A 22,953-nucleotide genomic window follows, 5' to 3' on the forward strand; every position below is an offset into this window, starting at 1 on the left:
CGTCAGGATACCTTCTCGAGCGCCCGGTCGACGATCGAGGGACCGTCTCCATCGGCCCCGATCTCGAGATCGATATCGAAGAGTCGAGCGGCCGTCTCGGCGACCCTCGCGACGGCGTCGTCACCGCCACCGATCGTCGTCGGCCGGTCTGGTGCCGGTTTCGGTGGCAGTTCGGGGATGATCGCGTCCGCGTCTGCCGGCGCGGCCGACTCGGCGGTCCGGGCGGCGATGGCCAGATCCAGGGGCGATCCGACGTCTTCGAGGCGCCCCTTCGTCCGCTGGAGCGAGTCGATCCCCCGGTCCGTCGGTGGAAACACGGCAGCCACCCGGTCGGCAACGTCGACCCCGGCGATGGCCTGATTCGAGACGACCGGGGGCACGTCGAGGAGGATATGGTCGTACGTGGCCGTCGCCTCCCGGAGGACGTCGCCTACCCCCTCCGCGACCTCCGGAGTCTTCGCGGTGGCGACGTCGACGAACGGTGCGAACGCCGGCAGCACGTGGAGTTGACCGTCGCCCGGCACCGTCCACGATATCGCTGCGTCGGTGACGGACGTCTCGTCCTCGGTGAGGACCGCGGTGACGTCGGGGTCGATGCGACCACCGACAGACTGCGAGAGCCCCTGCGTGGCGAAGTCCAGGTCGAAGACGAGGACCGAGCGGTCGGCGCGGGCGAGTGTACCCGCCAGCTCGACGGCAGTCCGCGTCGTCCCGGCGCCGCCGGCGGCGCCGACGAGCGCGGCAGTGCGTACGTGCATCGCTCTCACCGAGGGGGGTGGGGCTCAAAAATCACCCGACAGCGCGCTACTCGTCGACGCGACCAGCGATACGCGCTGCGATGTCGTCCATCGCCGACTCGTTCAGGTCGGGTCGCGACCCGACGACGCCGTGGATCGGTCCGCCACCGTCCCCCTCGAACCGTGGAACGATGTGGCCGTGGACGTGGTCGACCTCCTGGCCGGCGGCGCGACCGTTGTTGAACGCGACGGTCGACGCGTCCGCGTCGACGGCCTCCTCGATTACCGGGACCAGTTCGTGGAGGAGCGAGAAGACGGCCTCGCCCGCTTCTGGGGGGAGGTCGCCCAGCGTCTCGTGGTGGTCCTTCGGGATGACGAGCGTGTGCCCGGGCGCGAGTGGATTTGCGTCGAGGAACGCGATGGCGTCGTTCGTCTCCGCGACTTCGCCGTCTTCTCGCGGGCTTTGCCCGCTCGAATGGTTCGCGGAGCTTCGCTCCGCGCTACTCCGATTCGAGGCGCGTGGCGCCTCGCTGGTCTCTGCGACGATGCGTGCGTCCGCCTCACCGTCGGCGATGGCACAGAAGATGCACTTCGACATGGTCGTCGCTACCGGCGGCGGCGTGAAGAACATTGCCCGCTGTCGGGGAGCGAACCGTCACTCCACCAGCGGGAGGACGATACCGAATGTCAGCGGGAAGAAGAGCAGACCGAGCGTGCCGACGATCTCCGCATCCAGGAAGAGCGTCTGTTCCCAGGCGGGGGCACCGGTCCCGGCGACGGCCCAGGAGCCGACGAAGCCGCCGACGACGAGAGCGAAGCTGACGAGCATCCCTACCTTCAGCACGGTCGAGCGATCCACGTGGCCGGTTCGCGTCATGAGTCGAACTGACCGGCACCACAGGAAAGCACTTTCGAGTCGTTCGGGGCGAACCGTAGGACCGATTATCCTTTTAGCCGGGAGCGAGACCCTCCCCGTATGACTCAATTCGACGGCGACGTCCCGGACCAGTACGACCCGCACGCGGTCGAGGATCGCGTGTTCGCGTACTGGGACGCGGTCGACGCCTACGAGAAGACGAAAGCCCACCGCGAGGACGGCGAGGACTACTTCTTCGTGGACGGCCCGCCGTACACCTCCGGTGCGGCACACATGGGGACGACCTGGAACAAGGCGCTCAAGGACGCCTACATCCGGTATCTGCGGATGTCCGGGTACGACGTGACCGACCGACCCGGCTACGACATGCACGGGCTCCCCATCGAGACGAAGGTCGAGGAGCAACTCGGCTTCGAGAACAAGAAGGACATCCAGGAGTTCGGCGAGGAGAACTTCATCGAGGAGTGCAAGGCCTTCGCCGACGAGCAACTCGACGGACTGCAGGCGGACTTCAAATCCTTCGGGGTGTGGATGGACTGGGACGACCCGTACAAGACGGTCGATCCGGAGTACATGGAGGCCGCCTGGTGGGGCTTCAAACGGGCCCACGAACGAGGGCTCGTCGACCAGGGCAAACGCTCTATCAACCAGTGTCCGCGCTGTGAGACGGCTATCGCCAACAACGAGGTCGAGTACGAGGACGTCTCTGACCCCTCTATCTACGTCAAGTTCCCATTGGCGGAGCGGGATGGCTACCTGGTCATCTGGACCACCACGCCCTGGACCATCCCGGGCAATACCTTCGTGGCGGTCGACGGCGAGGCGACGTACGCCGCCGTGGAGGCGGAGAAAGACGGCGAGACGGAGGTCCTCTACGTCGAGGAGACGCTCGTCGAGGACGTTCTGAAGGAGGGTCGTTACGACGATTACGAGGTCCTGGAGACGGTCGCGGGCGAGGAGATGGTGGGCTGGACCTACGACCATCCGCTCGCGGCGGAGGTCCCCGACCACCCGGCCTTCGACGGTGCGAAACAGGTCTACACGGCCGACTACGTGGAGGCCGACCGGACGGGACTCGTCCACTCCGCGCCGGGCCACGGTGAGGTCGACTTCGAGCGTGGTCAGGAACTCGGGCTCGAGATCTTCAGCCCGGTGGCCGGCGACGGCGTCTACACCGAGGCGGCGGGCGAGTACGCCGGCGAGTACGTCCGGGACGCGAACGAGGCCATCATGGACGATCTCGAAGAGAAGGGCCTGCTACTTGCACGCGGGACAGTCCAGCACTCCTACGGACACTGCTGGCGCTGTGATACGCCCGTCATCCAGCTGGCCACCGATCAGTGGTTCATCACCATCACGGACATCAAAGACGAACTGCTCGAGAACATCGAGGACAGCGAGTGGTACCCGCAGTGGGCCCGTGACAACCGCTTTCGCGACTTCGTCGAGGAGGCCCCGGACTGGAACGTCTCCCGCCAGCGGTACTGGGGCATCCCGATTCCGATCTGGACGCCGAGCGCGGACTCGTCCGCGAACGGAGGCGATGAAACCGCCGGAGGCTGGGATGGCGACATGGACGAGGTCATCGCGGTCGGGACCCGCGAGGAACTCGCCGACCTGGTCGACCAGGACGTCGACCCGGAGCAGGTCGACCTCCACAAGCCGACCGTCGACGACCTCACCATCACCCGCGAGGGGACGACGTACACCCGCGTCGAGGACGTCTTCGACGTCTGGCTGGACTCCTCGGTCGCCAGCTGGGGCACCCTCGGCTACCCGAGTGACGACGAGGCATTCGAGGACCTCTGGCCGGCGGACCTCATCATGGAGGCCCACGACCAGACCCGCGGGTGGTTCTGGTCCCAGTTGGGCATGGGCAGCGCAGCGCTCGGGGAGGTCCCCTACGAACAGGTGCTCATGCACGGCCACGCCCTCGCGGAGGACGGCCGGAAGATGTCCAAGTCGGTCGGCAACATCGTCGAGCCGAGCGAGGCCATCGATCGGTACGGCAGAGACGTCATGCGCCTGTTCTTGCTCTCGGTCACCCCGCAGGGCGACGACATGCGCTTCTCGTGGGACGAGATGGCCACGATGCAGCGTGACCTGAACATCCTCTGGAACGCGTTCCGCTTCCCGCTGCCGTACATGGAGATGGACGGCGTCGACCCGAACGCGCTCTCCATCGAGGACGGCATCGCCACCTGGACGCAGGCGGACGGCTCCGTCCGCGAGATGCCCCTCGAACGCGTCGATCGGTGGCTCCTCTCGCGCCTCCAGGCCGTCGTCCACGACGCGAACGAAGGATGGGACGATTTCGAACAGCACCGGGCCCTCGAAGCCCTCCTCGAATTCCTCGTCGAGGACGTCTCCAGGTACTACATTCAGGTCGTGCGCGAACGAATGTGGGACGAGGCGGCCACCGACTCGAAACTCGCCGCCTACGCCACCCTCGTCCACGCGCTCCGCGAGGCAGTCGTCCTGCTGGCGCCCTACGCACCGTTCGTCAGCGAGGAGATCTACCAGCGACTGACCCGCGACGAGGGCCATCCGACGGTCCACATGTCCGACTGGCCGACGCCTGCGGAGACCCTCCGGGACCCCGCTCTCGAGGACGACATCGACACCCTGCGCGACATCGAGGAGGCGGGTTCACACGCCCGGCAACTGGCCGGCCGCAAACTCCGCTGGCCCGTCACCCGCGTCGTCGTCGACGCCGACGACGAGCAGGTCGTGACCGCCCTGGAGCGCCACGGCGACCTGCTCGCGGAGCGACTCAATGCCCGCAAGGTCGAACTGATCGACCCCGACGGGACCTGGGGGGAACTCCAGTACACCGCGACCGCCGACATGGGCGTCCTGGGCCCCGCGTTCGGCGCCGACGCCCAGGACGTCATGAACGCCATCAACGAGACCGTCGTCGACGAGCGTAACCTCGCCACCTTCCAGGAGGCCGTCGGCGCGGCACTCGGCGAGGCCGTCGAACTGTCGGGCGACATGATCGAGTTCGAGGCCGTCACGCCTGAGAACGTCGCTGGCTCGGAGTTCGAGGGTGGCACCATCTACGTCGATGCCACCCTGACCGACGTCGTCGAGAGCGAGGGCTACGCACGGGAAGTCATCCGCCGCGTCCAGGAGCTGCGCAAGGACCTCGACCTGGACCTCGACGCCGAGATCGACCTCGAGATCGTCGTCTACGACGAACGCGTCGGGAAACTCGTCGCCGAACACGAGGACCTCATCACGGAGGAGGTCCGGGCCGACGAACTTCGAGACCTCGACGACGGCCGCCGCGAACAGTACGAGATCGAGGGCGTCGACGTCGAACTCGCGATCGAACCGGTCGACTGACGCGGTCTCCGCGCTCGACCGGGGCGGTCCTACCGGTTCAAGAAGACGACCACGATAGCGACGGCGGCCGAGATGGCGGCCGCGGCGTACGACGAGGAGAGCGGTCGACCGAAGGCGAACATGGAGACCAGGACCGCCAGCACCGAGGCCACGATGGCGGCGCCGACCGCTTTCGCGACCCACCCCATCCTCAGAGTACCTCGGCGATGACTGGCGCGACGGAGGTCCGCGAGACGGCGCGCTCGATGGTGTCGGTGCCCAGGACGGCTTCGACCCCGGCGTTCGCCAGTTTACTTCTGGCGTTGCCCACGAACAGCGGGTGGACGGTGGCGACGAACACACGGTTCGGGCCGCGCTCCTGGAGGATGGCGATGGCCTCGCTCATCGTCGACCCGGTGGCGACGATGTCGTCGACGACGACCACGTCGCGGTCCGACACGTCGACCTCGCTCGGGGTGATGGTGACCGCGCCGGTGTCGTAATCCCGGTCCTTCTCGAAGTAGTCGACCGCACCCTCGCCGCGGGCGTCCCTGACAGTCTCGGCGAGGTCGATGGCTCCCTCGTCGGGCGAGAGGAACACGGGCGATTCGAGTGCCGACGGGAGCGGGTCGGCGAGCACCCCGGCGGCGTCGACCGCGTCGACGGGGACGTCGAAGAAGTCGGCGATGGCTGGTTCGTGGAGGTTCACCGCGACGACGCGGTCCGTGGTGGGAGAGATAGCGCGAGCGACCGCCCGGGCGGATACGGGTTGTCCCTCGCTGAAGGCCTCGTCCTGGCGAGCGTAGCCCATGTAAGGCAGGACGGTGACGACCTCGTCGGCGCCCGCCTCGCGGACGGCGTCCTGCAGGAGCAGTAGTTCCAGGTGGGCGTCGCTGGAGATGGTCGACCCCACGACGACGGCCCGTCCGTCGACCGGGGGGACCTCGACCAGCAGTTCGCCGTCCGGGAATCGCTCGTAGGCGGTCTCGGCCAGCGAGTCGCCGGTCGCCTCGGCGAGCGCGGCGGCCACGGCCTGGGAGTCGCTCGTGCTGACGATCATGCTTCGAGATTGCCTGCCGACGGCTTACGCGTTTCCTTCGGAACCCATTTGCCGGTCGCTCGCACAGGATAACGCGATGAAAGTATTCGGGTCGAGCGGCACCCGGGGCGTGGCGAACGAGGAGTTGACGCCCTCGTTCGTCCTGCGCGTGGCACTGGCTGCGGGGACCGTCTGGGACGCGGACCGCGTCGCCGTCGCTCGCGACACCCGGACGACGGGGCGGATGCTGTCGAACGCCGCCACCAGCGGCCTGCAGAGCGTGGGGATGGACGTCGACCGCCTGGGCGTCGTCCCGACGCCGGGACTGCAGTCGTACTGCGAGGCCGAGGGCGTGCCCGGCGTCATGATCACCGCCTCGCACAACCCGCCCGAATACAACGGCGTGAAGCTGATCGGCGCCGACGGCGTCGAACTCTCGGTCGCGGCCATCGAACGCGTCGAGGAGCCGTTCCTCTCGGAGTCCGCCGAAGCCGTTTCGTGGGCGGCGACGGGGACGGACCTCGAGGTACAGGGAGCCAACCGACGCTACATCGCCGACCTCCTCGAATCGGTCGACCGAGAGCGCATCGCCGATGCCGAGTTGACCGTCGCCCTCGACCCCGGCCACGGCGCCGGCGCGCTGACGAGTCCCGAGTTCTTCCGCCGCCTGGGCTGCGACGTGGTCACCGTCAACGCACAGGCCGACGGTCACTTCCCGGGTCGCGATCCCGAACCAGTCGCCGAGAACCTCGAGGATCTGGGCCGCTTGGTCCGGGCAGCCGACGCCGACGTCGGTATCGCCCACGACGGCGACGCCGACCGTGCCATCTTCTTCGACGAGACCGGCACCTACATCGAGGGCGACGCCACTCTGGCGGCCCTGGCGGAGGCGGGACTCTCCCCAGGCGACACCACCGTCTCCGCGGTCAACGTCTCCCAGCGGCTGGTCGACGTGGCCGACCGCGTCGGGGCCGACCTCGAGTTGACGCCGATCGGGAGCACCCGGATCATGACTCGCATCCGGGAACTGCGCGAGGCTGGCGAGAGCGTTCCCGTGGCTGGCGAGGGCAACGGCGGGGTCATCTTCCCGTCGTATCGGGTGAACCGTGACGGTGCGTACACGGCCGCCAGGTTCCTGGAACTGCTCGCCGAAGACCCCGCGAGTGCGGTGGTCGCCCCCTACGGAGGGTACGACAACGTTCGCGTGAACGTGGAGTACGATACCACTCGCGAACGCGATCGGCTGGTGGCGGCCGCGGCGGACTACGCCGAGTCGGCCACCGACGCCGAGGTCACGACCATCGACGGCTACCGTCTCGATTACGGCGACGCCTGGGTGCTGGCGCGGCCCAGCGGTACCGAACCGGTGGTCCGTATCTACGCCGAGGCGACCGACCGTGCGCGGGCGGAGACACTCGTCGGCGAGTTCGAGGACCGTCTCCAGAACGCGCTCGCGAGTGCGGGAGAACTGTAGCCGAATCCGGCCGCCCACCCGATTATCGGCCTCTCAGTGGCGGCGCTGGCGGCCCAGCAGCGCGGTGCCGGTCAGTGCAACGGCCCCCGCGAGGATACCGAAGCCCGGCGTCGCGGTTGCGGTCTCGCCATCCTCGGCCTCGAGCACGAGTTCGAACCCATCGAACGTCGTGTCCGCACCCCAGGTCAGCGTGTCGGTGCTCTGGCCCGTCGGGGCGGGGTCCCCGCTCCCGAGGGTGTACCCATTCGGTGGGTGGACGACGAGGGGCCGGTCCGCTGTGAACCCGCTGGCGAACGGTTCGGTCAGGGTGAGTTGCCCGTCGTCGACTCCCGCGAGATTCTCCATGGTGACCGAGAGGGTGGCGATGCCGGTGTCGCCCCCGTCGACGGTGTCGAGCGTGACGCTGGCGTCGCGGGCGACGACGTCGCGGTCAACCCGGTCAGCGGTCGCGCTGGCGGTGGCGTCCATCCGGTCTGCAAAGCGCGTCTCGAGGTCGGCGAGTGCCGCCTCGTCCGTCCGGAGCGTCGCGAAGGCCTCGCGTTCGGCGTCCGCGGTGAGGTCGAATGTCATCACGACGGTCACGTCAGCGGTTCCGCTCTCGTCGAGGTCGACGACGACGGCGGGGTCCGTCTGTCGGTCCTGCGCTGCGACCGGGCCGACTCCGGCGATCAGGACCGTGACGACGACGAGGGCGAGGGATGCATTCGCCAATCGATGCCACCCCGTCGGGTGGAATGAAGAAGAATTCACGCTGTCTCAGGTCGCTTCGGTGGTCGTGGTTTCGTTCGTCGGTTCGTCGGCCGTCTCGTCAGTCATCGGTCCGTTAGCAGATCCGCCGTTTGTGGGTGCGTCTCCCCTGGAGCCGTTCATCATTCCGTTCCCGGCGGTACCGGGTCTGTCGTCGGTGGGGCCAGTCGAATTACCCATCCCCGCCTGCGGGCCTGATTGGGGGCCCGGAACGTGTTCTGGAGGCCCCATCGGCGCGCCGACGTCGTCACCGGCGATCTGCCGAGCGATCTCGGCGACCTCGGGACCGGTCATATCGTGGGCTCGGTCACGCATCTGGTGAAGCGCGGTGACATTGACACCGTTCGCCCGCAGGGTCTCGTTGGGGATACCCTGTGCCGTGCGCTCGGTCGTGTTCGCCATGGCCTGGATCCTGGCCGACTCGGCGGCGACGACGCTCACCTGAGCGCGGTACTGCGACTCGGCGATGGTCCCGTTCTCACGGGCTTGTTCCAGGCGTGTCTTGCGCTCCTCGAGGTCGGTCAGTCGTTCCCCTGTCCGGTCCTGGGTCTGTTTGAGGACCTGGGCTTTGGACTCGTTCGATGCGGCGGCCGCGATCTGGTGGCCGAAGGCTCGCTGTTCGATCGCGCCCTTCATCTCGGATTCGTGGACGCCGATGCTCCCGGCGAGCATCGCGCCCGGGGGCGTGTCACCGGTTGCGTTCTCGGCCGATTCATCTGGGACCGTCGTCGTGTCGGCGAGGGTGTCGCCGGTCGCATCCGCGGCGGTCGGCGCTGTCATCGCCACCGCGGGTGCGGCCGCGGCGACGAGCATCGCCACCGCCAGGAGGACCGTCAGGGTTCGTTTCATCGTACTCGGTACCACGCGGTCCGGCCACTTAGCAGGGCGAGATGCTGGCGCCCGATACCGCCGAATTCAGACGAATTAAGCATGATAGGGGATCATTTATCCACCGATCATCCAGGGTTTCATCCGCCGATAGTCGCGACGGTGCCTTCGCGGACGGGCGCGGTGGGCCACCCGACTCACTGGTCGTCGGCCAGGGGCAGAATGATCGACACCTCGTTCCCCCGCGGGTCGTTCTCGCCGAACTCGAGTGTGCCGTCGGACTGTTCGACCAGCAACAGGACCTGCCAGAGGCCGAGCCCACTCCCGTGATAGAGCTGGGTTATGTCCCGCTCGCCGGTCAGGACGTGTCGTTCCATCGCGGGGATCGGGGGCCCTTCGTCGGCGACGGCGACGCTGGCGACGTCCCCGTGGACATCGACGACGACGTCGACGGCGGGGTTCGCGTCCGTTGCGTGCTCGATGGCGTTCTCGACGAGTTCCTGGAGCGCCTGATCGACGGTCTGCACGGCAGAGACGGTCGGTGTGGCTTGGGCCTCGAATTGTATCGATGCGTCTGGATACTGGTCCCGGGCCCGGTCGACCACGGCTTGGAGTCGCGGAACCAGGTCCACCTCGGTCGTCGTCGGTGGATCGGACAGGAGTCGGGTGATGGAGCGCTGGTCCTCGACGGCGTCGACGAGTCGGTCACAGCGGTCGCGGATGATCTCGGACGCCTCGGAGACCGTTTCGACCGTCTCCGTGTCGATTGCGTCGCCGTCCGCGATCGCCTGCACCTCGCGGTCGACGAGGTCGGCGTAGCCCATCACGACGTTCATGTCGTTGTTGACGGTGTGTCGCAACATCGTGTCGAGGAGTTTCACCTGCCGAAGCTGGTGGCGCCGGTCGCTGACGTCCCGTATCATCCCGATGAAGCCCGTTATCTCGCCGGTCTCGTCTCGGTGGTAGAACACGGAGGTCTCCCCCGGGAAGGTTCGACCGGCCTTCGTCTCGTACTGTACCGTCTGAAAGACGCTCGGGTCATCTTCGTGGGCCTCGATGGCGGCACCCATCCCCTCGAACGCCGTGCTGTCGGCGTAGATCAGGTCGGTCGGCTCCCCCTCGATCTCCGCGCGGTCGTAGCCGAAGACGTCCGTAAACGCCTGGTTGCAGTCGACGATCCGGCGGTCGGTGTCCGCGACGAGGATAGCGTCACGGATACTGTCGAAGAGCGTTCGGTATCGCGTAGCGGTGGTGCGTAATTCGCGTTCGAGGTCTTGTTGTTCCGTGATGTCCCGCATCGTGGCTCCCACCCCTGCGACTTCGCCGTCGTCGTTCGTCAGCGGGAAAACCCTCGTCTCCAGCACGCGGGTCCCGCTCCTCGGATGCGTTCGTTCCGCTTCAATCGTGGCGACCCCGCCCTCCAGGGCGGTCTCGACGTGGGGTGAGACGCGTCTGTACGTCGTTTCGCCCAGTACCGACTCCAGGGTCCGACCGACCACGTCGCCCTCCGACAGACCGTGTAACTCGCGGTACGCCTCGTTGGCGAAGAGATATCGCTCCGCTCGGTCGATGGCGGCGATGGGGTCGACGGCGTTCTCGATGGTCCGTTCGCGGATCGAGAGCGTCTGTCTGTTCGCGCGGATGCGGCGATCACGTCGCTGGAGGAGTGCGAAGAGGACCAGCCCCGTACCGCCGACGAAGAACAGTCCTTTGAGCATCTGTGCAGTCGCGGTCAGGTCGCTGCTTGCGAAGACCGCGGAGAGCAGGACGTCAGTGACGAGAATCCACGTCACGCCGAAGATCACGTAGAGTGCCGTGATGCCCTGGGGCGAGCGACGGTTCTGCCCCTCCGGGGACGGTGACTCCATGGCCTGTAAAACCTCACACGTACGATACATACCACTTTGGGAGAGTGACCGCGGGTCAGGATACGTCACAGCGTGAACGTCAAGTATGGTGACCTCTATCGTCAGTTCATGTCGGGTGACTCCGAGGACCCATCGCCGAGCGTTACCATCGAATGCCCGGAGTGCGGGACGACGTCGAAGGTGCCGCTTTCGGATGCCGCGGAACGGCTCGATACTCACAACGAACGCGTTCACGACGGAGCGGACGTGGCGCGACTGGATCCGGTCGTGGCGGATCGGTTGGCGGATATTCTGGCGGAGGAGATGGGGATCTGGGAGGACAGCGAGGTCTGACCGTAAGGAAGACCTCGAAAACGCGAGCGGGGAGGAACGACCCGCGAACAGCGAGGTCTGACCGTAGGGAAGACCTCGGAACGGAGAGCGGTGACCGAAGGGAACCGCGAACAGCGAGGCTCGCCCCTGCCAGCGAACCGCTATAGCCCCGCTCGCCTACTCTCCACCGTTCCGGTCGGGCAACAGGTCGGCGATGGCCTCGACGAACGCCTCGCGCCCGCGCGTCTGATACCATACTGACCCCGGGCCCGAGAACTCCATCACGAGCCCTTCGCCGCTGAGGGCCGCCGCGGTGATGCCGCCGGCCAGGGTTGCGTCGAAATCGACCGTCTCCTCCCAGGCGACCACGTGGTCGTTGTCGACGATGTAGCGCTCCCCGTCGGCCAGGTCGACCTGTTCGATGCCGCCGAAGGCGTCGAGGAACACCGGGCCGGTGCCGGAGAGGGCGAGTGGCGTGACACTCGCGCCGGCCAGGACGGACTTGAGACCGCCGAACTCGGCGTCGATGTCGATATCGGGGCCGGAGGCCAGGAACGCGCCGTCGACCGCGTAGAGTTTCCCGCCGGCGAGGTCGTGGTGCTGGACGTCGCCGGGGACGCCAGGTGCGAGGGTCACACGCCCCGGTTCGTCTTCGGCGGTGAACTCGGCGGCGAAGACGGACTCGCCACCGAAGAGGGATTTCGCGGATTTGAGGATGCCGTCGCGACTCGTCGACGCCGAGACGTCGATTGCGGCGGAGTGACTGACCATCGCGCCGGGTTCGGCCCGGACGGTCTCGCCCGGGTCGAGGTCGACGACGAGGTGGGTGTACGAGGGCTGGTGGGTGAATGCGTAGTCCATGGGGATCAGGGCTCTCTTGGACTATCTACTGGATCGCACGTAATCCTTTGGCGCCCCGGGGATCTGTGCGGTACCGTAGCGACGGACGGATCGCGTGGGGTTGCGTTGCCCGTCGCGACGGGTCGTCGCGCGGCCGAGAGCGAGGCGACCGCCGAGTGTTGCACGAGGCTGATTGTCGCACTCGGCAAATGCTGTGTCTTCGGCCCCCGATTTCGACGGACGAACTATCCGGGACGTGCCGGCGATTGGATCCGACCTTCCCGTACCGATCCGGGTATTCGAGGTAGTTTTTTGCCCTCGGCGGCTCAACTGCCACCGATGGACACCACTCGTATCCTCGAACTGCTGGCACACTACTTCGTGATGTTGCTGTTGGTCTTCGGGGCACTGGCCGTGATGCGTGCGGCCCTCGGCGATATGGGATTCTGGTTCGAACTCGTCGTGGTCATCATCATCGCGTTCGCCTACCGCCCGATCGTCATCCGGCTGGGCGTCGCGCCGACCGCGTGGGAAGAGCGGTAGCCCAGCGTCCCGTTCAGTCGACCTCGACGCCGGAGAACTCGAATCTGGCCCCTCCTGACTCGCTATCGGTCACGTCGACGTCCCATCCGTGTGCCTCGGCGATCCGTCGAACGATGGCGAGGCCGAACCCGGTCCCGTCGGTCGACCCGCTCACGCCGGCCTCGAACACCGATTCACGATCCTCTGCTGGAATCCCTGGTCCATCGTCTTCGACGTAGAACCCGTGATCACCGAGGCGGCCGATGCGCACGGTCACCGACTCTCCGGCGTGTTCGACCGCGTTGCGGAACAGGTTCTCGAATAGCTGGCGCACCCGGTCCGGATCCGCTTCCAGTGTGAACGCGTCGTCGACTGCGAGCGTCGCGGCACCGGTGTCGACCATCGTCCAGCACTCCTCGACCAACGCATCGGCCGCGACGGGTTCGGTCTCGCCGACGGTTTTCCCCTGCCGAGCCAGGGTCAGCGTGTTCTCGGTGATTTCCTCCATCCGGGAGAGTGCCGCCGCCACGTGGTCGAGGTGGTCGCTGTCGCAGTCTTCGCGCACCAACTCGAGTCTCCCGCTCGCCACGTTCAGCGGGCTGCGAAGGTCGTGGCTGACGATGCTGGCGAACTCCTCCAGGCGCTCGTTCTGATAGTGCAGATCACGTTCTCGATCCATCCGACGGAGCGCGGCTTCGGCGTTCATCGCCAGGATCGACGCCAACTGGACGTCGGAGCGATCGAAGGCGTCGACCGCCGCGTCACCGATACCGAGGACGCCGTACTCGCCGATCGGGAGGTACATCGCCGAGCGGACGCGGTTGCGGTCGTAGCCGTCGTCCCACTCCTCGAGGTCGTCGATGACGAGGGACTCGCCACGCTCGTAGGCAGTGCCTGCGGTCCCCTCGCCGACGGGGTAGGCGGGGCGCTCGCCGAGCATCGATCGGGCTTCGTCGGTGACGGCGACCGGTTCGAGGATTGCGCGTTCCTTCGAGCGGAGTCGGACGACACTGATCGGATAGCCGAGCGTCTCTTTGGCGGCGGCGACGGTTCGCTCGGCGAGATCCGTCCGGTCGTCGGCGTCCAGCAGGTCCCGGGTCGAGTGGTGGAGAGACTCGAGCGCCCGTTCGCGCTCGACCCGGTCGCTGACGTCGCGGTAGATCCAGAAGTTCGCGTCCCCCTCGGGGAGGGTATAGGGGACGTAACTGCGCTCGACCACGTCGCCATTCGCCAGTTCGAGGGTCTCGTTCAGGACCGGTTCCCGCCGTTCGAGCAGGGTCTCCGTCCGGTCGATGAACGCGTCGGGTCGCTCGAAACGGTCCTTGACCTCCTCGGCGGCCTGCGCACAGTCCTCGCCGAGTAGATCCTCGGCAGCGACCGGTCCTCCCAGGATCTCGACGAGCGCGTCGTTCACGCCGATGATCTCCCGATCCGAATCCTCGATGAGCACCCCGAACGGGAGGTTCTCCAGCAGGGTGGTGAGGACCGTGTTCGTCCGCTCGAGTGCCGCCCGTCGGTCTCTTCGGTCCGTGATCTCCGTGAACTGACAGTGGGTTCGCCGGAATGCCCCCTCCTCGTCGTACTCGATCACGCCGTCGAAGGCGACCGCGATGGTCTCTCCGTCGGCGCGACGAAGCTCGAATTCCACGTCGGAGATCTGCCCCTCTCGCTTGAACGCCTCGAAGTGCGCTTCGGCCGCCGCTTTCGATTCCGGGGCGAGAACATCGGCAAAGGGCTCGCCGACGACCGCCTCGCGTTCGTATCCGAGCCGATCGAGCCACGCGTCGTTGACGACGCGAATCCTCCCCGCCGCGTCGAGCGACTGGTAGGGGTGTGGCGCGAATCGACGAAGGACGTCGTCACCAGACGCAGACGACGTCGTTTCGGCCCCATCGTCGGGCGGTCGTTTCATACGTGTCAGTTTGGTACGCCATTGCATAAAAAGGGACTAGTGCCTGTGGGCACGGATTCTCGGCCCGATTCGCCCTCGCTCGCCCACCCAGCGTTCGGTCGTCGCTTGCGTTCGCTCGGCGGTTCGACGCGACGATCCGAGACGGTACCGCCGCCTGGCGCAAGGTAGGCACGAGAAATCGGATTGGGTTACCGATTCCTGGAGCGCAGTGGGCGTCAGCGGAGACTGTGGGGGCCGTACGCTCTAGCTGGACGCGTTCTGCGCACCAGCGCCGGCACCTGCGCCGTTACTGGCACCCGCCGCGGTCTCATCTCCGCCCGGCGTTAGTTCGCTGATCTGCTCACCGAGGCCGCCGTCGCCGGCGGCGTTCCGGACCGTGTCCAGGAGGTCGCCGACGAAGTCGGGCACCTGTGCGGGCAGGTCGCTGGGCGGGCCGGCCTGGGCGATCGTCTGTGCTGTGTCGGTCGCGATCGTCGCGATCGTGAGTGGGTCTGCTTCGATCATCGCATCTGGGCGTCTCCGACGGGGACCGATACGGAGGGGACACCCTGAGCCAGATTTCGGGCGGATTCGACGCGATTTTCGTAGGGTTTGGGGCCGATTAACCGGGATGTGTGTGGATGTATCGGCGGTGGTCTGGATATCGGCCATCTCTCGGAGGAACGGCCCGGCGCGCGACTCTCGTGCGCTCGAGATCGGGGGTGGGTGGGGAGGGGGCGGTCGTTTCCCGTTCGTCTCGGGCTGTGACTCGTCTGCTTCGATATTATACGGAGTACTCGAGGAGCGCGCGATCGGGCTCCGTCGAGGCGGTCGACGCGCTCCGGGGGAGCGACGCCGGCCCTCGAAGCGGCGGACTTCGAGGGCTTTGTCTGCGGGCGGTTTCCACCTTCCGACCAGCTTTTCCTTTGGTCTCTCGTGAGGCCCAGGAACTGGGCCGCTCTGTACGGGCTCGCCGCCGGATTCTCTGCAGGAAATTCGACGGCGCCACGATACTCTTCGATGAGTTCCCACGGGTCACCGTAGCCGCTGGGTGAATACGTTCGAACGAAGGCGGCTGGAGAGATGCTGGGTTGCGAGTCCATTGGGGGATGGCTAACTCTCGCTGAGAAAACGATGAAGTCTGCCGGCCGTGGCTCTTGGTTGCGTCGAAAATCGGGGGCGAAAATCCCGCCTCCGAAGGGAGACAGGGTCCCTACTGCCCGGTCCGAGATGTGTAATCCCGCGACCAGAACATACTCGGGGCCGACGCTGTTTAAATACGTCGTCGATTCCCGGGTGGCACGATAATCGGCGGAATTTGGGGGTATGTGGTGGTGTAGCAAACGGTTTCAGGTTGCACAAAGCATTTACCATAGGCGTCTGTTGATACCGATGTACCCCTACTGCCCGCTGCTGGTCGGGTCACAGGCCCGGTAGACCTGAAAAAGCCAGCAAGCTAACGATAAACATGACAGACACAAACGAAAAATTCCGCGCCCTCTTCCTCGCGGCGCTGATGGTCGTCTCCGTCTTCGGAGCGACTGCAGCGTTCGCAGGAAGTGCGGCTGCGGCGCCTGCTGATGACTTCACGGTCGTCAATGAAGGCGATAATACGCTTAATGTAACGGATATTACAGAAAACGACGCCAATGATGTCGCAGTTGTCATCTCAGCTGATGACTCCTGGGACTCTGGTGAAGACAAATTCCAAAATACCACGACTGCATACACGCCCGGAGCAATATCGTTCGATATGTCCGGGGAAGATGTCGGGGAATATACAGCCTATCTATTCAGTAACGAAACTGACTCGGCTGACCTCCCCGACTTGGAAGATGCAGACGCCACTCAGACAGTCCACGTCGCTGACTACCACGACAATGGTCAGGCGACTGGTGAAACTGAGTACGATGCTCTAGACGGCGAGCGCTTCTGGCAGGGTCAGGAGTTCATCGTCGGTGATCTGGACCCGGCAGCCACTATCGACGTAATGCGCGTCGATGAAACCAATGATTCTGGCGCGGTTACTTCCCAGAGCCTCGAACGGGAGGAGCCAGTCAGGGACGATGGTACGATCACCGTCGATACCGAAAATCTGGAGACCGGCGACTACTACCTGAGCGGGGACGGCTACGATGATTCGAATTCGCTTTTCTCCGTCGCGGCTCAGGACTTCGCCGCAGAACTCGATGACGGTGAAGTTCTCCTAGACGACTCCGAAGAGATCGAATACTCCTCGAAGCGCGGCACATGGGACATGTATGTTACGTCCAGTGGCCTTGATGTCGAGCAGCTTGAGGATCTTTACTCGGACGTTGGCAGTGACGTTGTAGAGGAAAGCGATGATGACTACGACGTGAAAGTCACGAATGTCCAGGCGGATACTTACGACCTGACGCCTACCACGGATGTCGTGGACACTGGTGACTACACGCTCGAGCACGAAGTCGTTGACACTGGTGTGACTGAGTCGGTCGACCTCTCGGTCACTGAATCCGAAGGAGCGGCTGACTTTGCCCAGTCCTCCGTTGACGTCGCACAGGGCGATGTCGCTGAGCTGACGATCGAACTTGAAGATTCAGACTTCGCCACCGTGCGTATCGGTGACGAATCTGATGATGGTTACCAGCTCAACTTCACCGTCGAAGATGATGGCGACGATGAAGTGACGGTGTACTGGAATTCCTACCAGGCAGCTGATGATAATCTTGATGATGCCCTGTGGGTGAACACCGAGGATGAGGACGACGAGATCACCCATATTGATGAGGACGGTCACGTTACTCCTGGATCGATCCTCGACACCGGTAGCTACGAAATTGCTACCGTTAACGGTGAGGAGCAATATGAAAATGTGGTCGACTCCCCTGACAACATCGGCACGCTATACCTCGAAGAGCGATCCACTGATGCAGTGACTACGTGGGTTGCCTCGTCGGAGAACGCCGATGTCGATGATGTCGAAGAATTGACTGCGGCAGTCGAAGACGGCGCTGTAACTGAAACGAATACTGTCGCGATGGGTGAGCTCCTTGGGGGTTCAGCCGGTGACACGCTCATTACCCAGGTCAGTGCGACTGGCCTCGATGGTATGATGCGGACTGCAGAAGGTGACCACGATGGCGTTATCGGCACCGCCTTCGAGTCCCAGCTCACGACGTATGACGACAACAGCTCGAGTGACGCCTTCGGCAATGTGAATAGCACAACTGGATACAGTCTCTGGATGGAAGAGGCCAACCCTGGGGCGAACCAAGACGCGATAACGGCTGACCTCAACGAAACCGCGATTGAAGAGGTCTTCTACGACGGTGAAGGCAACTATTACGTGGTTGTTAACACCCAGAGTCTCTACGAAACCCAGGACGAAATCGAAGATGACGACGAGTTCGAAGTCTCCTTCGACGTGAAGGATGAATTCCTGCTCGATTACGATCAGGATGACTGGGACGATGACGACGTGGACAATTACGAATCTGCCACGACGGACGTTACCTTCCAGGAGCCTGAAATCGAATACGATGTTGAGGACGTCGACGGTGACGACTACGTGACCGTTGAGGCCGCGGATGGCGCAGCCATCTCCGGCACGACTAACATCGCGCCTGGTAGCGAGATCGATGTTCGCGCCACCGGTGAAGACGACGCGCGCTTCGTGAAACAGCAGAACGACATCGTCGTGCAGGAAGACGGCACGTTTAGTGCCGAGTTCGACTTCAGCGACCGGGCGGTCGACGAGGAATTCACTGCTCGCGCGACTGGCGCAACGCTGAACGCACTCGAACAGAGTGACCAGGAAGCGGACGGCATAATCGTGGAGGCGGTCGAGGAGACCACCACGACGGCAGAGCCGACCGAGGAGCCGACTGAAGAGCCGACTGAGGAACCCACGGAGGAGCCTACTGAGGAACCGACCGAGGAACCCACAGAGGAGCCAACCGAGGAACCGACTGAGGAGCCCACGCAGACGCCCGGCTTCGGCATCGCAGCCGCGATGCTCGCGCTGATCGGTGCTGCCCTCGTCGCGCTCCGCCGTCGCTCCTAAATAGCTAACCACGCCTCGCGGGCGTAACCCGCCATCCGACCCATCACCGGGTCGATACCCCTACCCAACCCTTCTTTCGGACGCGAACCGGACAGCGACAGCCACGTTCGTATTCTACCCGATACCCGATTTAGCGCGACGATCCCGACGTATTCGTCGACGGTGCCGTCGACCAGGCCCCGAACGTTCTTGGAATCCGTGTTCGGCGAGTTCCTCACTTGCGCGTTCAGATCCCGCATCGACGGCCGTTTGTCCCCGTTTCGTCTGCATCGGGTGGTGCCGCGGCGATGCGGCGAGTTTTGCGACAGTGGCCTTGGCCACACCCCTAACGTGGAAGTGAACCCCTGCTGTTCGGATTCACGATAGGTGGATCGCCGACGTCGACGAGCTCGAGCGCCCCGTCTTCCTGGACGGCTGCCGGGGTGCTCATCGCTGACCACCTGCCTCGATGGCGGGATCGTCGAACAGCGGTTCTCCGGAGTCACCGCGGACGCCTTTCGGGGAGAGTCCGGCGTCTTCGGGGCCGTGTTCGTCGAGAAAGTGCACCCACCGCTGTTCGAAGGCGTCGAACTCGTGGCCACAGAACGGGCAGGCGATAAGTCGGAAGTGTTTCTCGGATCGCTCGTAGGTCGCGATCTCGATGGAGCCCCGACGGGTTTTGTCGGCGCTCATGCCGCCGCACCCCCCATGAGAATGGCGGATTTACATCTGCTCTTATCGGCTATAAAGCCCACAGAAAGGCTTAGGGTGGGTATGGGACCGCCCGGATTTGAACCGGGGTCACGAGCACCCAAAGCTCGAAGGATACCAAGCTACCCTACGGTCCCGTACGCACACCTATCACTCCCGAACGTAAAGCGTTTCGCTAGCCCGTTCGGGGGCGAGCACCGCCTTCCCCATCGAAGCACCACCGTTCTCCCTATCTTTAAGCAACCCTCCCGAGAGTTGCCTCCATGGAAGTCGCCATCATCGGCAGCGGCACCATCGGATCGACCGCTGCCTACACCCTCGCGTTGGAACGGCCAGCCCTCGATATCACGCTCGTCGACGTCGACGAGGACCTGGCCGAGGGACACGCCATCGACACCCGGCACGGACGCTTGCTCGCGTCCCTCCCACAGTTCGGCAACGCTGGCAGCACGGGCTCGATCACCCACGCCGGCCCCGAGCCGAGCGCCATCGAGAGCGCGGACGTGGCCGTCGTCGCCGCCAGCGTCGAACGCCCCCCGGAGTCGGTCCAGCAGAACGGCCGCTCGGCGTTCCTGGAGGGAAACCTCGAAATCGCCCGGGAAGTCGGCGAACTGCTCGCCGAACGCGACCCGTTACCGGTCGTGGTCGTCAGCAATCCGATGGATCGGATCACCCACCGGGTCTGGGAGGCCACGGGCTGGGACCGCCATCGGATCCTGGGGTATTCGCTGTGCGAAACCGCCCGCGCGGCGGATAAACTCTCGGAGCGCCTCGACGTTCCCGCTGCGGCTATCTACTGTCCGGTCGGCGGCGAGCACGGCGAACACGTCGTCCCGATGTTCTCACAGTGTACCGTCGACGGCGACCCGGTCGATCTCTCCGAGGCGGACGAGGCGGCGGTCCTGCAGTACGTTCGCGAGATCGCGTACGACGTCATCGAACTCCGGGGCCCCGAGGATTCCACCCGCTGGCTAACCGGCCAGGGGATCACGCGGCTCGTCGGCGCGATCCTCGACGGCGGCGTCGACGGGCGGCCGATCACGGTCTCCGTCCCGCTCGACGGTGAATACGGCATCGAGGGCGCCACGTTGAGCGTACCGGTCGAGATCGACCGATCCGGCGTCAGCCGCATACTCGAGTGGGACCTGTCCGCCGACGAACTCGAAGGGCTCCACGCCGCGGCCGACGCCATTCGGGCGGACATCTAACGGAATCGCCGCCTCCCGTTCCGACTGTCTAAAGAACGACGACGCAACCGGCGTCGTCTCCGCGGCCGAGTTCAGGGCGAGGATCCGACGATGAACGAACGGCCGAGGGGGATTTCGGGGGCGGATGTGTTGCACCAATCGAATCCTGTCCACCAGAGCCCCCGAGGACAAGACACTTGCATGATTGACACCAAGTACGCATATGGTCACCCCACCAGAACTGGCCGTCCTGGGTGTCATCCTCGTCGCCCTTCTCGTCGCCTACACCCTGGTCAAAGCCGTCAAACCGTTCATCGTCAACGCGGTCCTCGGCCTGGTCGTCATCCTCCTCGCCGGATTCTTCGGGTTCGGCGTCAACATCACCTGGGTCGTCGTGCTGGTCGTCGCCATCGGCGGCATCCCGGGCGCGCTGCTCGTAATCATCCTCGCACAGGTGGGACTGGTCTTCGACCCGGCGCTCCTCGCCCCGCTGCTCTAATCCCGCTCGTCGAGAAGTTCGACGTCGGCGACGACGTCGAAGGGGTCGTCGCCGCGGTGCACCGCTTCGATGATGGTGAACGCCGACTCCGGATCGAGGAAGTGCCGCGTCACCGCACGCCCTCTTGGCGTCGGTGACAGCCCGTCGATGAACTCGTATTCGATCAACCGACCGAGCGCTTGCTTCGTCGGGATGTCGCCGAGCATCCGGTCGTTGAGCGTCTTGACGGCGGATCCGCCGACCGTGACGTTGGCCAGGGTTTCCTCGACCGCCTGCGCTTCGTCGTAGTGGGCGACGACGTTCTCCATCTCGCCTTTGAGCAGCATGAACGCGACCTCGTCCTCTGTCGCGTCCATGCTCCCGTGGTAACTCGCGTCGGGTTCGATCAGCAGGTAGACCTTCCCGCGGTCGTGATAATCGGGGCGGCCGGCCCGACCGAGCATCTGCTCGAACTCCTGGACGGAGAGCCACTCGATCCCCATCGCGAGCGTGTCGAAGACGACCTGGGAGGCGGGGAAGTCGACGCCAGCGGCGAGGGCAGCGGTCGTCACGACCGCCGCGAGGTCCTGGTCTGCGAACTGCCGTTCGACCTGCTTTCGGTTGCCGTAGTCGAGGCCGGCGTGGTAGGCGGCGGAGGGATAGTCGAGTTTGCGACTGATCTCGTGACAGCGCCGACGCGAGTTGGTGAAGATGATGGTCTGACCGCGGTACCCTTTCGACGATGTCCGGTCGAACTCCCTGCGGACGAGTTTGTTCTCGATGCGCGCCTTCTCGGCCTCGTCGGCGAAGGTCACGTGTCGCTCGATGGGGACCGGTCGCTCCTCGAACTCGACGAGGTTCGCCTGGAGGTGCTCGGCCAGGTGTCGGGGGTTACCGACCGTCGCGGAGAGGTAGATCCACTGGGCGCCCCCGTATTCCTGCTGGCGGTCGGCGCGCTGTTCGGTGTAGTACTGAAGCCGGGAGATGAGGCCGTCGAGACGGTGGCCGCGGTCCTCGTCCTGGAGGGTGTGGACTTCGTCGATGACGACCGTGCCGATGTCGCCGAGGTCACGGCCGGTCCGGAGGGCGTGATCGATGCCCTCGTAGGTACCGACGATGACGTCGGCGTCGGGGTCGAAGCGACCGCCATCGTCGCGGAGACGACTCGCTCCGACCCGGATGGTGACGTCGGCGAGGTGGCCGTATTCGGCCTCGAAGTCCTCGTGTTTCTGGTTGGCGAGCGCGACCAGCGGGACGAGAAAGAGCATCTTGCCCTTCCCCGAGAGGTGGCGGTGGAGGCCCGCTATCTCGCCGATGAGCGTCTTGCCGGTCGCCGTCGCGCTCACGACCAGCTGGTCGTCGCCGTCGACGAGGCCGTTCTCGACCGCGAGACTCTGGACGGGGAGGAGGGTATCGAAGCGGTCCTCGAGCAGCGACTGGACGCCAGGGTGGAGGTCGAGGTCGCTCACCGGGACCGGGTCGACCTCGTCGGTCGTGGCCGATATTTCGTCGAACTTCGTGAGGTCGGCGTCGAGGTTTCCCTCGAGGAGGTTCGTGATGCGGTCGAGGTCCTGGACCTCGAGGAGGAGTTCCTCGAGGCGTTCCTGGGCCGCGCCGGTGAGCTGTCCCGTAAAGGAGAGTTCGCGCTCGAGTTCGCGGATCGCACAGTCCTGGCAGATGTGCTCGTGATCGCTTTTGATCGCCGTCTCCCCGGTGATGGGTGAGTACCGACCCCGGTTCGCACAGAGCCGGCAGGTCCGAACGACCTTCGCGTCGAGTTGATAGCCCTCGAGCATCGCCTGGAACTCCCCACGGGCCCGTTTGGGCGTCTGCTGGGAGATGCGGATCCTGCCCGCTCGCCGGGCGATCTCGACGAATTCGTCTGGCTGGCGGGGGTCTTCGCTACTGCCGTCCTGGATGCGGAATTTCGCCGGTCGTGGACCGGCACTCGTTTCGGACAGTTCCACGCGGGCACGGAAGAGCCGGTCGCCATCGCGCATCGGGACGACGAGAAATTCGTCTCCGAGACCGTGGACGAAGAGCGTATCCACCCGCTGGAGCTGCTGTGACACGATGCCCGCTACGGAATCA

20 protein-coding genes and 1 tRNA gene are annotated in these 22,953 nt (G+C 65.2%); 7 read left to right on the forward strand and 14 right to left on the reverse strand.

Annotation, left to right across the window (positions count from 1 at the left end):
- Positions 1–2 precede the first annotated feature (2 nt).
- Genes HSRCO_RS00980 through HSRCO_RS00990 form a run of 3 tightly spaced genes read right to left on the reverse strand, consistent with a single transcriptional unit; the run spans position 3 to position 1,614 of the window.
- Positions 3–758 (reverse strand): ParA family protein, encoded by a 756-nt coding sequence (locus tag HSRCO_RS00980; protein WP_259518516.1) that lies wholly within the window; start codon positions 756–758, stop codon positions 3–5.
- A 46-nt stretch (positions 759–804) separates the two neighbouring features.
- On the reverse strand, positions 805–1,335 hold the full coding sequence (locus tag HSRCO_RS00985; RefSeq protein ID WP_259518517.1) for an HIT family protein: 531 nt from the start codon (positions 1,333–1,335) through the stop codon (positions 805–807).
- Positions 1,336–1,392: 57 nt separating this feature from the next.
- The gene (locus HSRCO_RS00990) at positions 1,393–1,614 is read right to left on the reverse strand and encodes a hypothetical protein (protein WP_259518518.1); all 222 of its coding nucleotides are present in this window, start codon (positions 1,612–1,614) and stop codon (positions 1,393–1,395) included.
- A 99-nt stretch (positions 1,615–1,713) separates the two neighbouring features.
- Between HSRCO_RS00990 and ileS the strand changes: the two genes are divergently transcribed.
- Positions 1,714–4,962 carry an isoleucine--tRNA ligase gene (ileS, locus tag HSRCO_RS00995; RefSeq protein WP_259518519.1) on the forward strand — a complete coding sequence of 1,083 codons (3,249 nt, stop codon included), beginning with the start codon at positions 1,714–1,716 and terminating at the stop codon, positions 4,960–4,962.
- Positions 4,963–4,991: 29 nt separating this feature from the next.
- On the opposite strand, the gene HSRCO_RS01000 is transcribed toward ileS, so the two are convergent.
- Both HSRCO_RS01000 and prs read right to left on the reverse strand, forming a co-directional pair.
- On the reverse strand, positions 4,992–5,150 hold the full coding sequence (locus HSRCO_RS01000) for a hypothetical protein (RefSeq protein WP_259518520.1): 159 nt from the start codon (positions 5,148–5,150) through the stop codon (positions 4,992–4,994).
- Positions 5,151–5,152: 2 nt separating this feature from the next.
- A complete protein-coding gene (gene prs / locus HSRCO_RS01005; protein WP_259518521.1) occupies positions 5,153–6,001 on the reverse strand; it encodes a ribose-phosphate diphosphokinase in 849 nt (282 codons plus the stop codon).
- A 76-nt stretch (positions 6,002–6,077) separates the two neighbouring features.
- Between prs and glmM the strand changes: the two genes are divergently transcribed.
- Entirely contained in the window at positions 6,078–7,454 is a 1,377-nt protein-coding gene (gene glmM, locus HSRCO_RS01010) for a phosphoglucosamine mutase (protein ID WP_259518522.1), read from the forward strand.
- Between the two features lie 33 nt (positions 7,455–7,487).
- Here glmM and HSRCO_RS01015 read toward each other — a convergent pair whose 3' ends face one another.
- The 3 genes from HSRCO_RS01015 to HSRCO_RS01025 all read right to left on the reverse strand — a co-directional run bounded on the left by HSRCO_RS01015 (position 7,488) and on the right by HSRCO_RS01025 (position 10,897).
- Positions 7,488–8,165: a PGF-CTERM sorting domain-containing protein gene (locus tag HSRCO_RS01015; protein WP_259518523.1), complete on the reverse strand. Its 678-nt coding sequence runs from the start codon at positions 8,163–8,165 to the stop codon at positions 7,488–7,490.
- Between the two features lie 45 nt (positions 8,166–8,210).
- Complete coding sequence (locus HSRCO_RS01020; protein WP_259518524.1) at positions 8,211–9,050, reverse strand: hypothetical protein; 840 nt, start codon at positions 9,048–9,050, stop codon at positions 8,211–8,213.
- A gap of 176 nt (positions 9,051–9,226) precedes the next feature.
- Complete coding sequence (locus tag HSRCO_RS01025) at positions 9,227–10,897, reverse strand: PAS domain-containing protein (RefSeq protein ID WP_259518525.1); 1,671 nt, start codon at positions 10,895–10,897, stop codon at positions 9,227–9,229.
- A 108-nt stretch (positions 10,898–11,005) separates the two neighbouring features.
- On the opposite strand from HSRCO_RS01025, the gene HSRCO_RS01030 reads away from it, so the two are divergent.
- Complete coding sequence (locus tag HSRCO_RS01030; RefSeq protein WP_259518526.1) at positions 11,006–11,230, forward strand: hypothetical protein; 225 nt, start codon at positions 11,006–11,008, stop codon at positions 11,228–11,230.
- A 156-nt stretch (positions 11,231–11,386) separates the two neighbouring features.
- Here the strand turns inward: HSRCO_RS01030 and HSRCO_RS01035 are convergent, their stop codons facing one another.
- A complete protein-coding gene (locus HSRCO_RS01035; RefSeq protein ID WP_259518527.1) occupies positions 11,387–12,070 on the reverse strand; it encodes a TIGR00266 family protein in 684 nt (227 codons plus the stop codon).
- Positions 12,071–12,388: 318 nt separating this feature from the next.
- On the opposite strand from HSRCO_RS01035, the gene HSRCO_RS01040 reads away from it, so the two are divergent.
- Positions 12,389–12,592: a hypothetical protein gene (locus HSRCO_RS01040; protein WP_259518528.1), complete on the forward strand. Its 204-nt coding sequence runs from the start codon at positions 12,389–12,391 to the stop codon at positions 12,590–12,592.
- 13 nt (positions 12,593–12,605) lie between these two features.
- Here HSRCO_RS01040 and HSRCO_RS01045 read toward each other — a convergent pair whose 3' ends face one another.
- Together HSRCO_RS01045 and HSRCO_RS01050 are read right to left on the reverse strand one after the other, a co-directional pair.
- Positions 12,606–14,483, reverse strand: a complete 1,878-nt coding sequence (locus HSRCO_RS01045; RefSeq protein ID WP_259518529.1) for a PAS domain-containing sensor histidine kinase — start codon at positions 14,481–14,483, stop codon at positions 12,606–12,608.
- Positions 14,484–14,726: 243 nt separating this feature from the next.
- Positions 14,727–14,987: a hypothetical protein gene (locus HSRCO_RS01050; protein WP_259518530.1), complete on the reverse strand. Its 261-nt coding sequence runs from the start codon at positions 14,985–14,987 to the stop codon at positions 14,727–14,729.
- 943 nt (positions 14,988–15,930) lie between these two features.
- Here HSRCO_RS01050 and HSRCO_RS01055 point away from each other — a divergent pair.
- Positions 15,931–18,507, forward strand: coding sequence for a BGTF surface domain-containing protein (locus HSRCO_RS01055; RefSeq protein WP_259518531.1), 2,577 nt, complete (start codon positions 15,931–15,933; stop codon positions 18,505–18,507).
- Between the two features lie 426 nt (positions 18,508–18,933).
- Here HSRCO_RS01055 and HSRCO_RS01060 read toward each other — a convergent pair whose 3' ends face one another.
- Both HSRCO_RS01060 and HSRCO_RS01065 read right to left on the reverse strand, forming a co-directional pair.
- Positions 18,934–19,179: a hypothetical protein gene (locus tag HSRCO_RS01060; RefSeq protein ID WP_259518532.1), complete on the reverse strand. Its 246-nt coding sequence runs from the start codon at positions 19,177–19,179 to the stop codon at positions 18,934–18,936.
- Positions 19,180–19,261: 82 nt separating this feature from the next.
- Positions 19,262–19,334 (reverse strand) — tRNA-Pro (locus tag HSRCO_RS01065).
- Positions 19,335–19,460: 126 nt separating this feature from the next.
- Between HSRCO_RS01065 and HSRCO_RS01070 the strand changes: the two genes are divergently transcribed.
- Together HSRCO_RS01070 and HSRCO_RS01075 are read left to right on the forward strand one after the other, a co-directional pair.
- The gene (locus HSRCO_RS01070) at positions 19,461–20,405 is read left to right on the forward strand and encodes a malate dehydrogenase (protein ID WP_259518533.1); all 945 of its coding nucleotides are present in this window, start codon (positions 19,461–19,463) and stop codon (positions 20,403–20,405) included.
- Positions 20,406–20,607: 202 nt separating this feature from the next.
- Complete coding sequence (locus HSRCO_RS01075) at positions 20,608–20,883, forward strand: pro-sigmaK processing inhibitor BofA family protein (protein ID WP_259518534.1); 276 nt, start codon at positions 20,608–20,610, stop codon at positions 20,881–20,883.
- Here HSRCO_RS01075 and HSRCO_RS01080 read toward each other — a convergent pair.
- Complete coding sequence (locus HSRCO_RS01080; RefSeq protein ID WP_259518535.1) at positions 20,880–22,934, reverse strand: DEAD/DEAH box helicase; 2,055 nt, start codon at positions 22,932–22,934, stop codon at positions 20,880–20,882. The genes HSRCO_RS01075 and HSRCO_RS01080 overlap by 4 nt on opposite strands.
- Positions 22,935–22,953 lie beyond the last annotated feature (19 nt).

It is taken from the genome of Halanaeroarchaeum sp. HSR-CO (assembly GCF_024972755.1).
GTDB lineage: Archaea > Halobacteriota > Halobacteria > Halobacteriales > Halobacteriaceae > Halanaeroarchaeum.

Excerpts from the sequence above, each read along its gene's own strand:
- HSRCO_RS00980 (WP_259518516.1), bottom strand. The coding sequence starts at position 758 with ATGCACGTACGCACTGCCGCGCTCGTCGGCGCCGCCGGCGGCGCCGGG.
- HSRCO_RS00985 (WP_259518517.1), bottom strand. The coding sequence starts at position 1,335 with ATGTCGAAGTGCATCTTCTGTGCCATCGCCGACGGTGAGGCGGACGCA.
- HSRCO_RS00990 (WP_259518518.1), bottom strand. The coding sequence starts at position 1,614 with ATGACGCGAACCGGCCACGTGGATCGCTCGACCGTGCTGAAGGTAGGG.
- ileS (WP_259518519.1), top strand. The coding sequence starts at position 1,714 with ATGACTCAATTCGACGGCGACGTCCCGGACCAGTACGACCCGCACGCG.
- HSRCO_RS01000 (WP_259518520.1), bottom strand. The coding sequence starts at position 5,150 with ATGGGGTGGGTCGCGAAAGCGGTCGGCGCCGCCATCGTGGCCTCGGTG.
- prs (WP_259518521.1), bottom strand. The coding sequence starts at position 6,001 with ATGATCGTCAGCACGAGCGACTCCCAGGCCGTGGCCGCCGCGCTCGCC.
- glmM (WP_259518522.1), top strand. The coding sequence starts at position 6,078 with ATGAAAGTATTCGGGTCGAGCGGCACCCGGGGCGTGGCGAACGAGGAG.
- HSRCO_RS01020 (WP_259518524.1), bottom strand. The coding sequence starts at position 9,050 with ATGAAACGAACCCTGACGGTCCTCCTGGCGGTGGCGATGCTCGTCGCC.
- HSRCO_RS01025 (WP_259518525.1), bottom strand. The coding sequence starts at position 10,897 with ATGGAGTCACCGTCCCCGGAGGGGCAGAACCGTCGCTCGCCCCAGGGC.
- HSRCO_RS01030 (WP_259518526.1), top strand. The coding sequence starts at position 11,006 with ATGTCGGGTGACTCCGAGGACCCATCGCCGAGCGTTACCATCGAATGC.
- HSRCO_RS01035 (WP_259518527.1), bottom strand. The coding sequence starts at position 12,070 with ATGGACTACGCATTCACCCACCAGCCCTCGTACACCCACCTCGTCGTC.
- HSRCO_RS01040 (WP_259518528.1), top strand. The coding sequence starts at position 12,389 with ATGGACACCACTCGTATCCTCGAACTGCTGGCACACTACTTCGTGATG.
- HSRCO_RS01045 (WP_259518529.1), bottom strand. The coding sequence starts at position 14,483 with ATGAAACGACCGCCCGACGATGGGGCCGAAACGACGTCGTCTGCGTCT.
- HSRCO_RS01050 (WP_259518530.1), bottom strand. The coding sequence starts at position 14,987 with ATGATCGAAGCAGACCCACTCACGATCGCGACGATCGCGACCGACACA.
- HSRCO_RS01055 (WP_259518531.1), top strand. The coding sequence starts at position 15,931 with ATGACAGACACAAACGAAAAATTCCGCGCCCTCTTCCTCGCGGCGCTG.
- HSRCO_RS01060 (WP_259518532.1), bottom strand. The coding sequence starts at position 19,179 with ATGAGCGCCGACAAAACCCGTCGGGGCTCCATCGAGATCGCGACCTAC.
- HSRCO_RS01070 (WP_259518533.1), top strand. The coding sequence starts at position 19,461 with ATGGAAGTCGCCATCATCGGCAGCGGCACCATCGGATCGACCGCTGCC.
- HSRCO_RS01075 (WP_259518534.1), top strand. The coding sequence starts at position 20,608 with ATGGTCACCCCACCAGAACTGGCCGTCCTGGGTGTCATCCTCGTCGCC.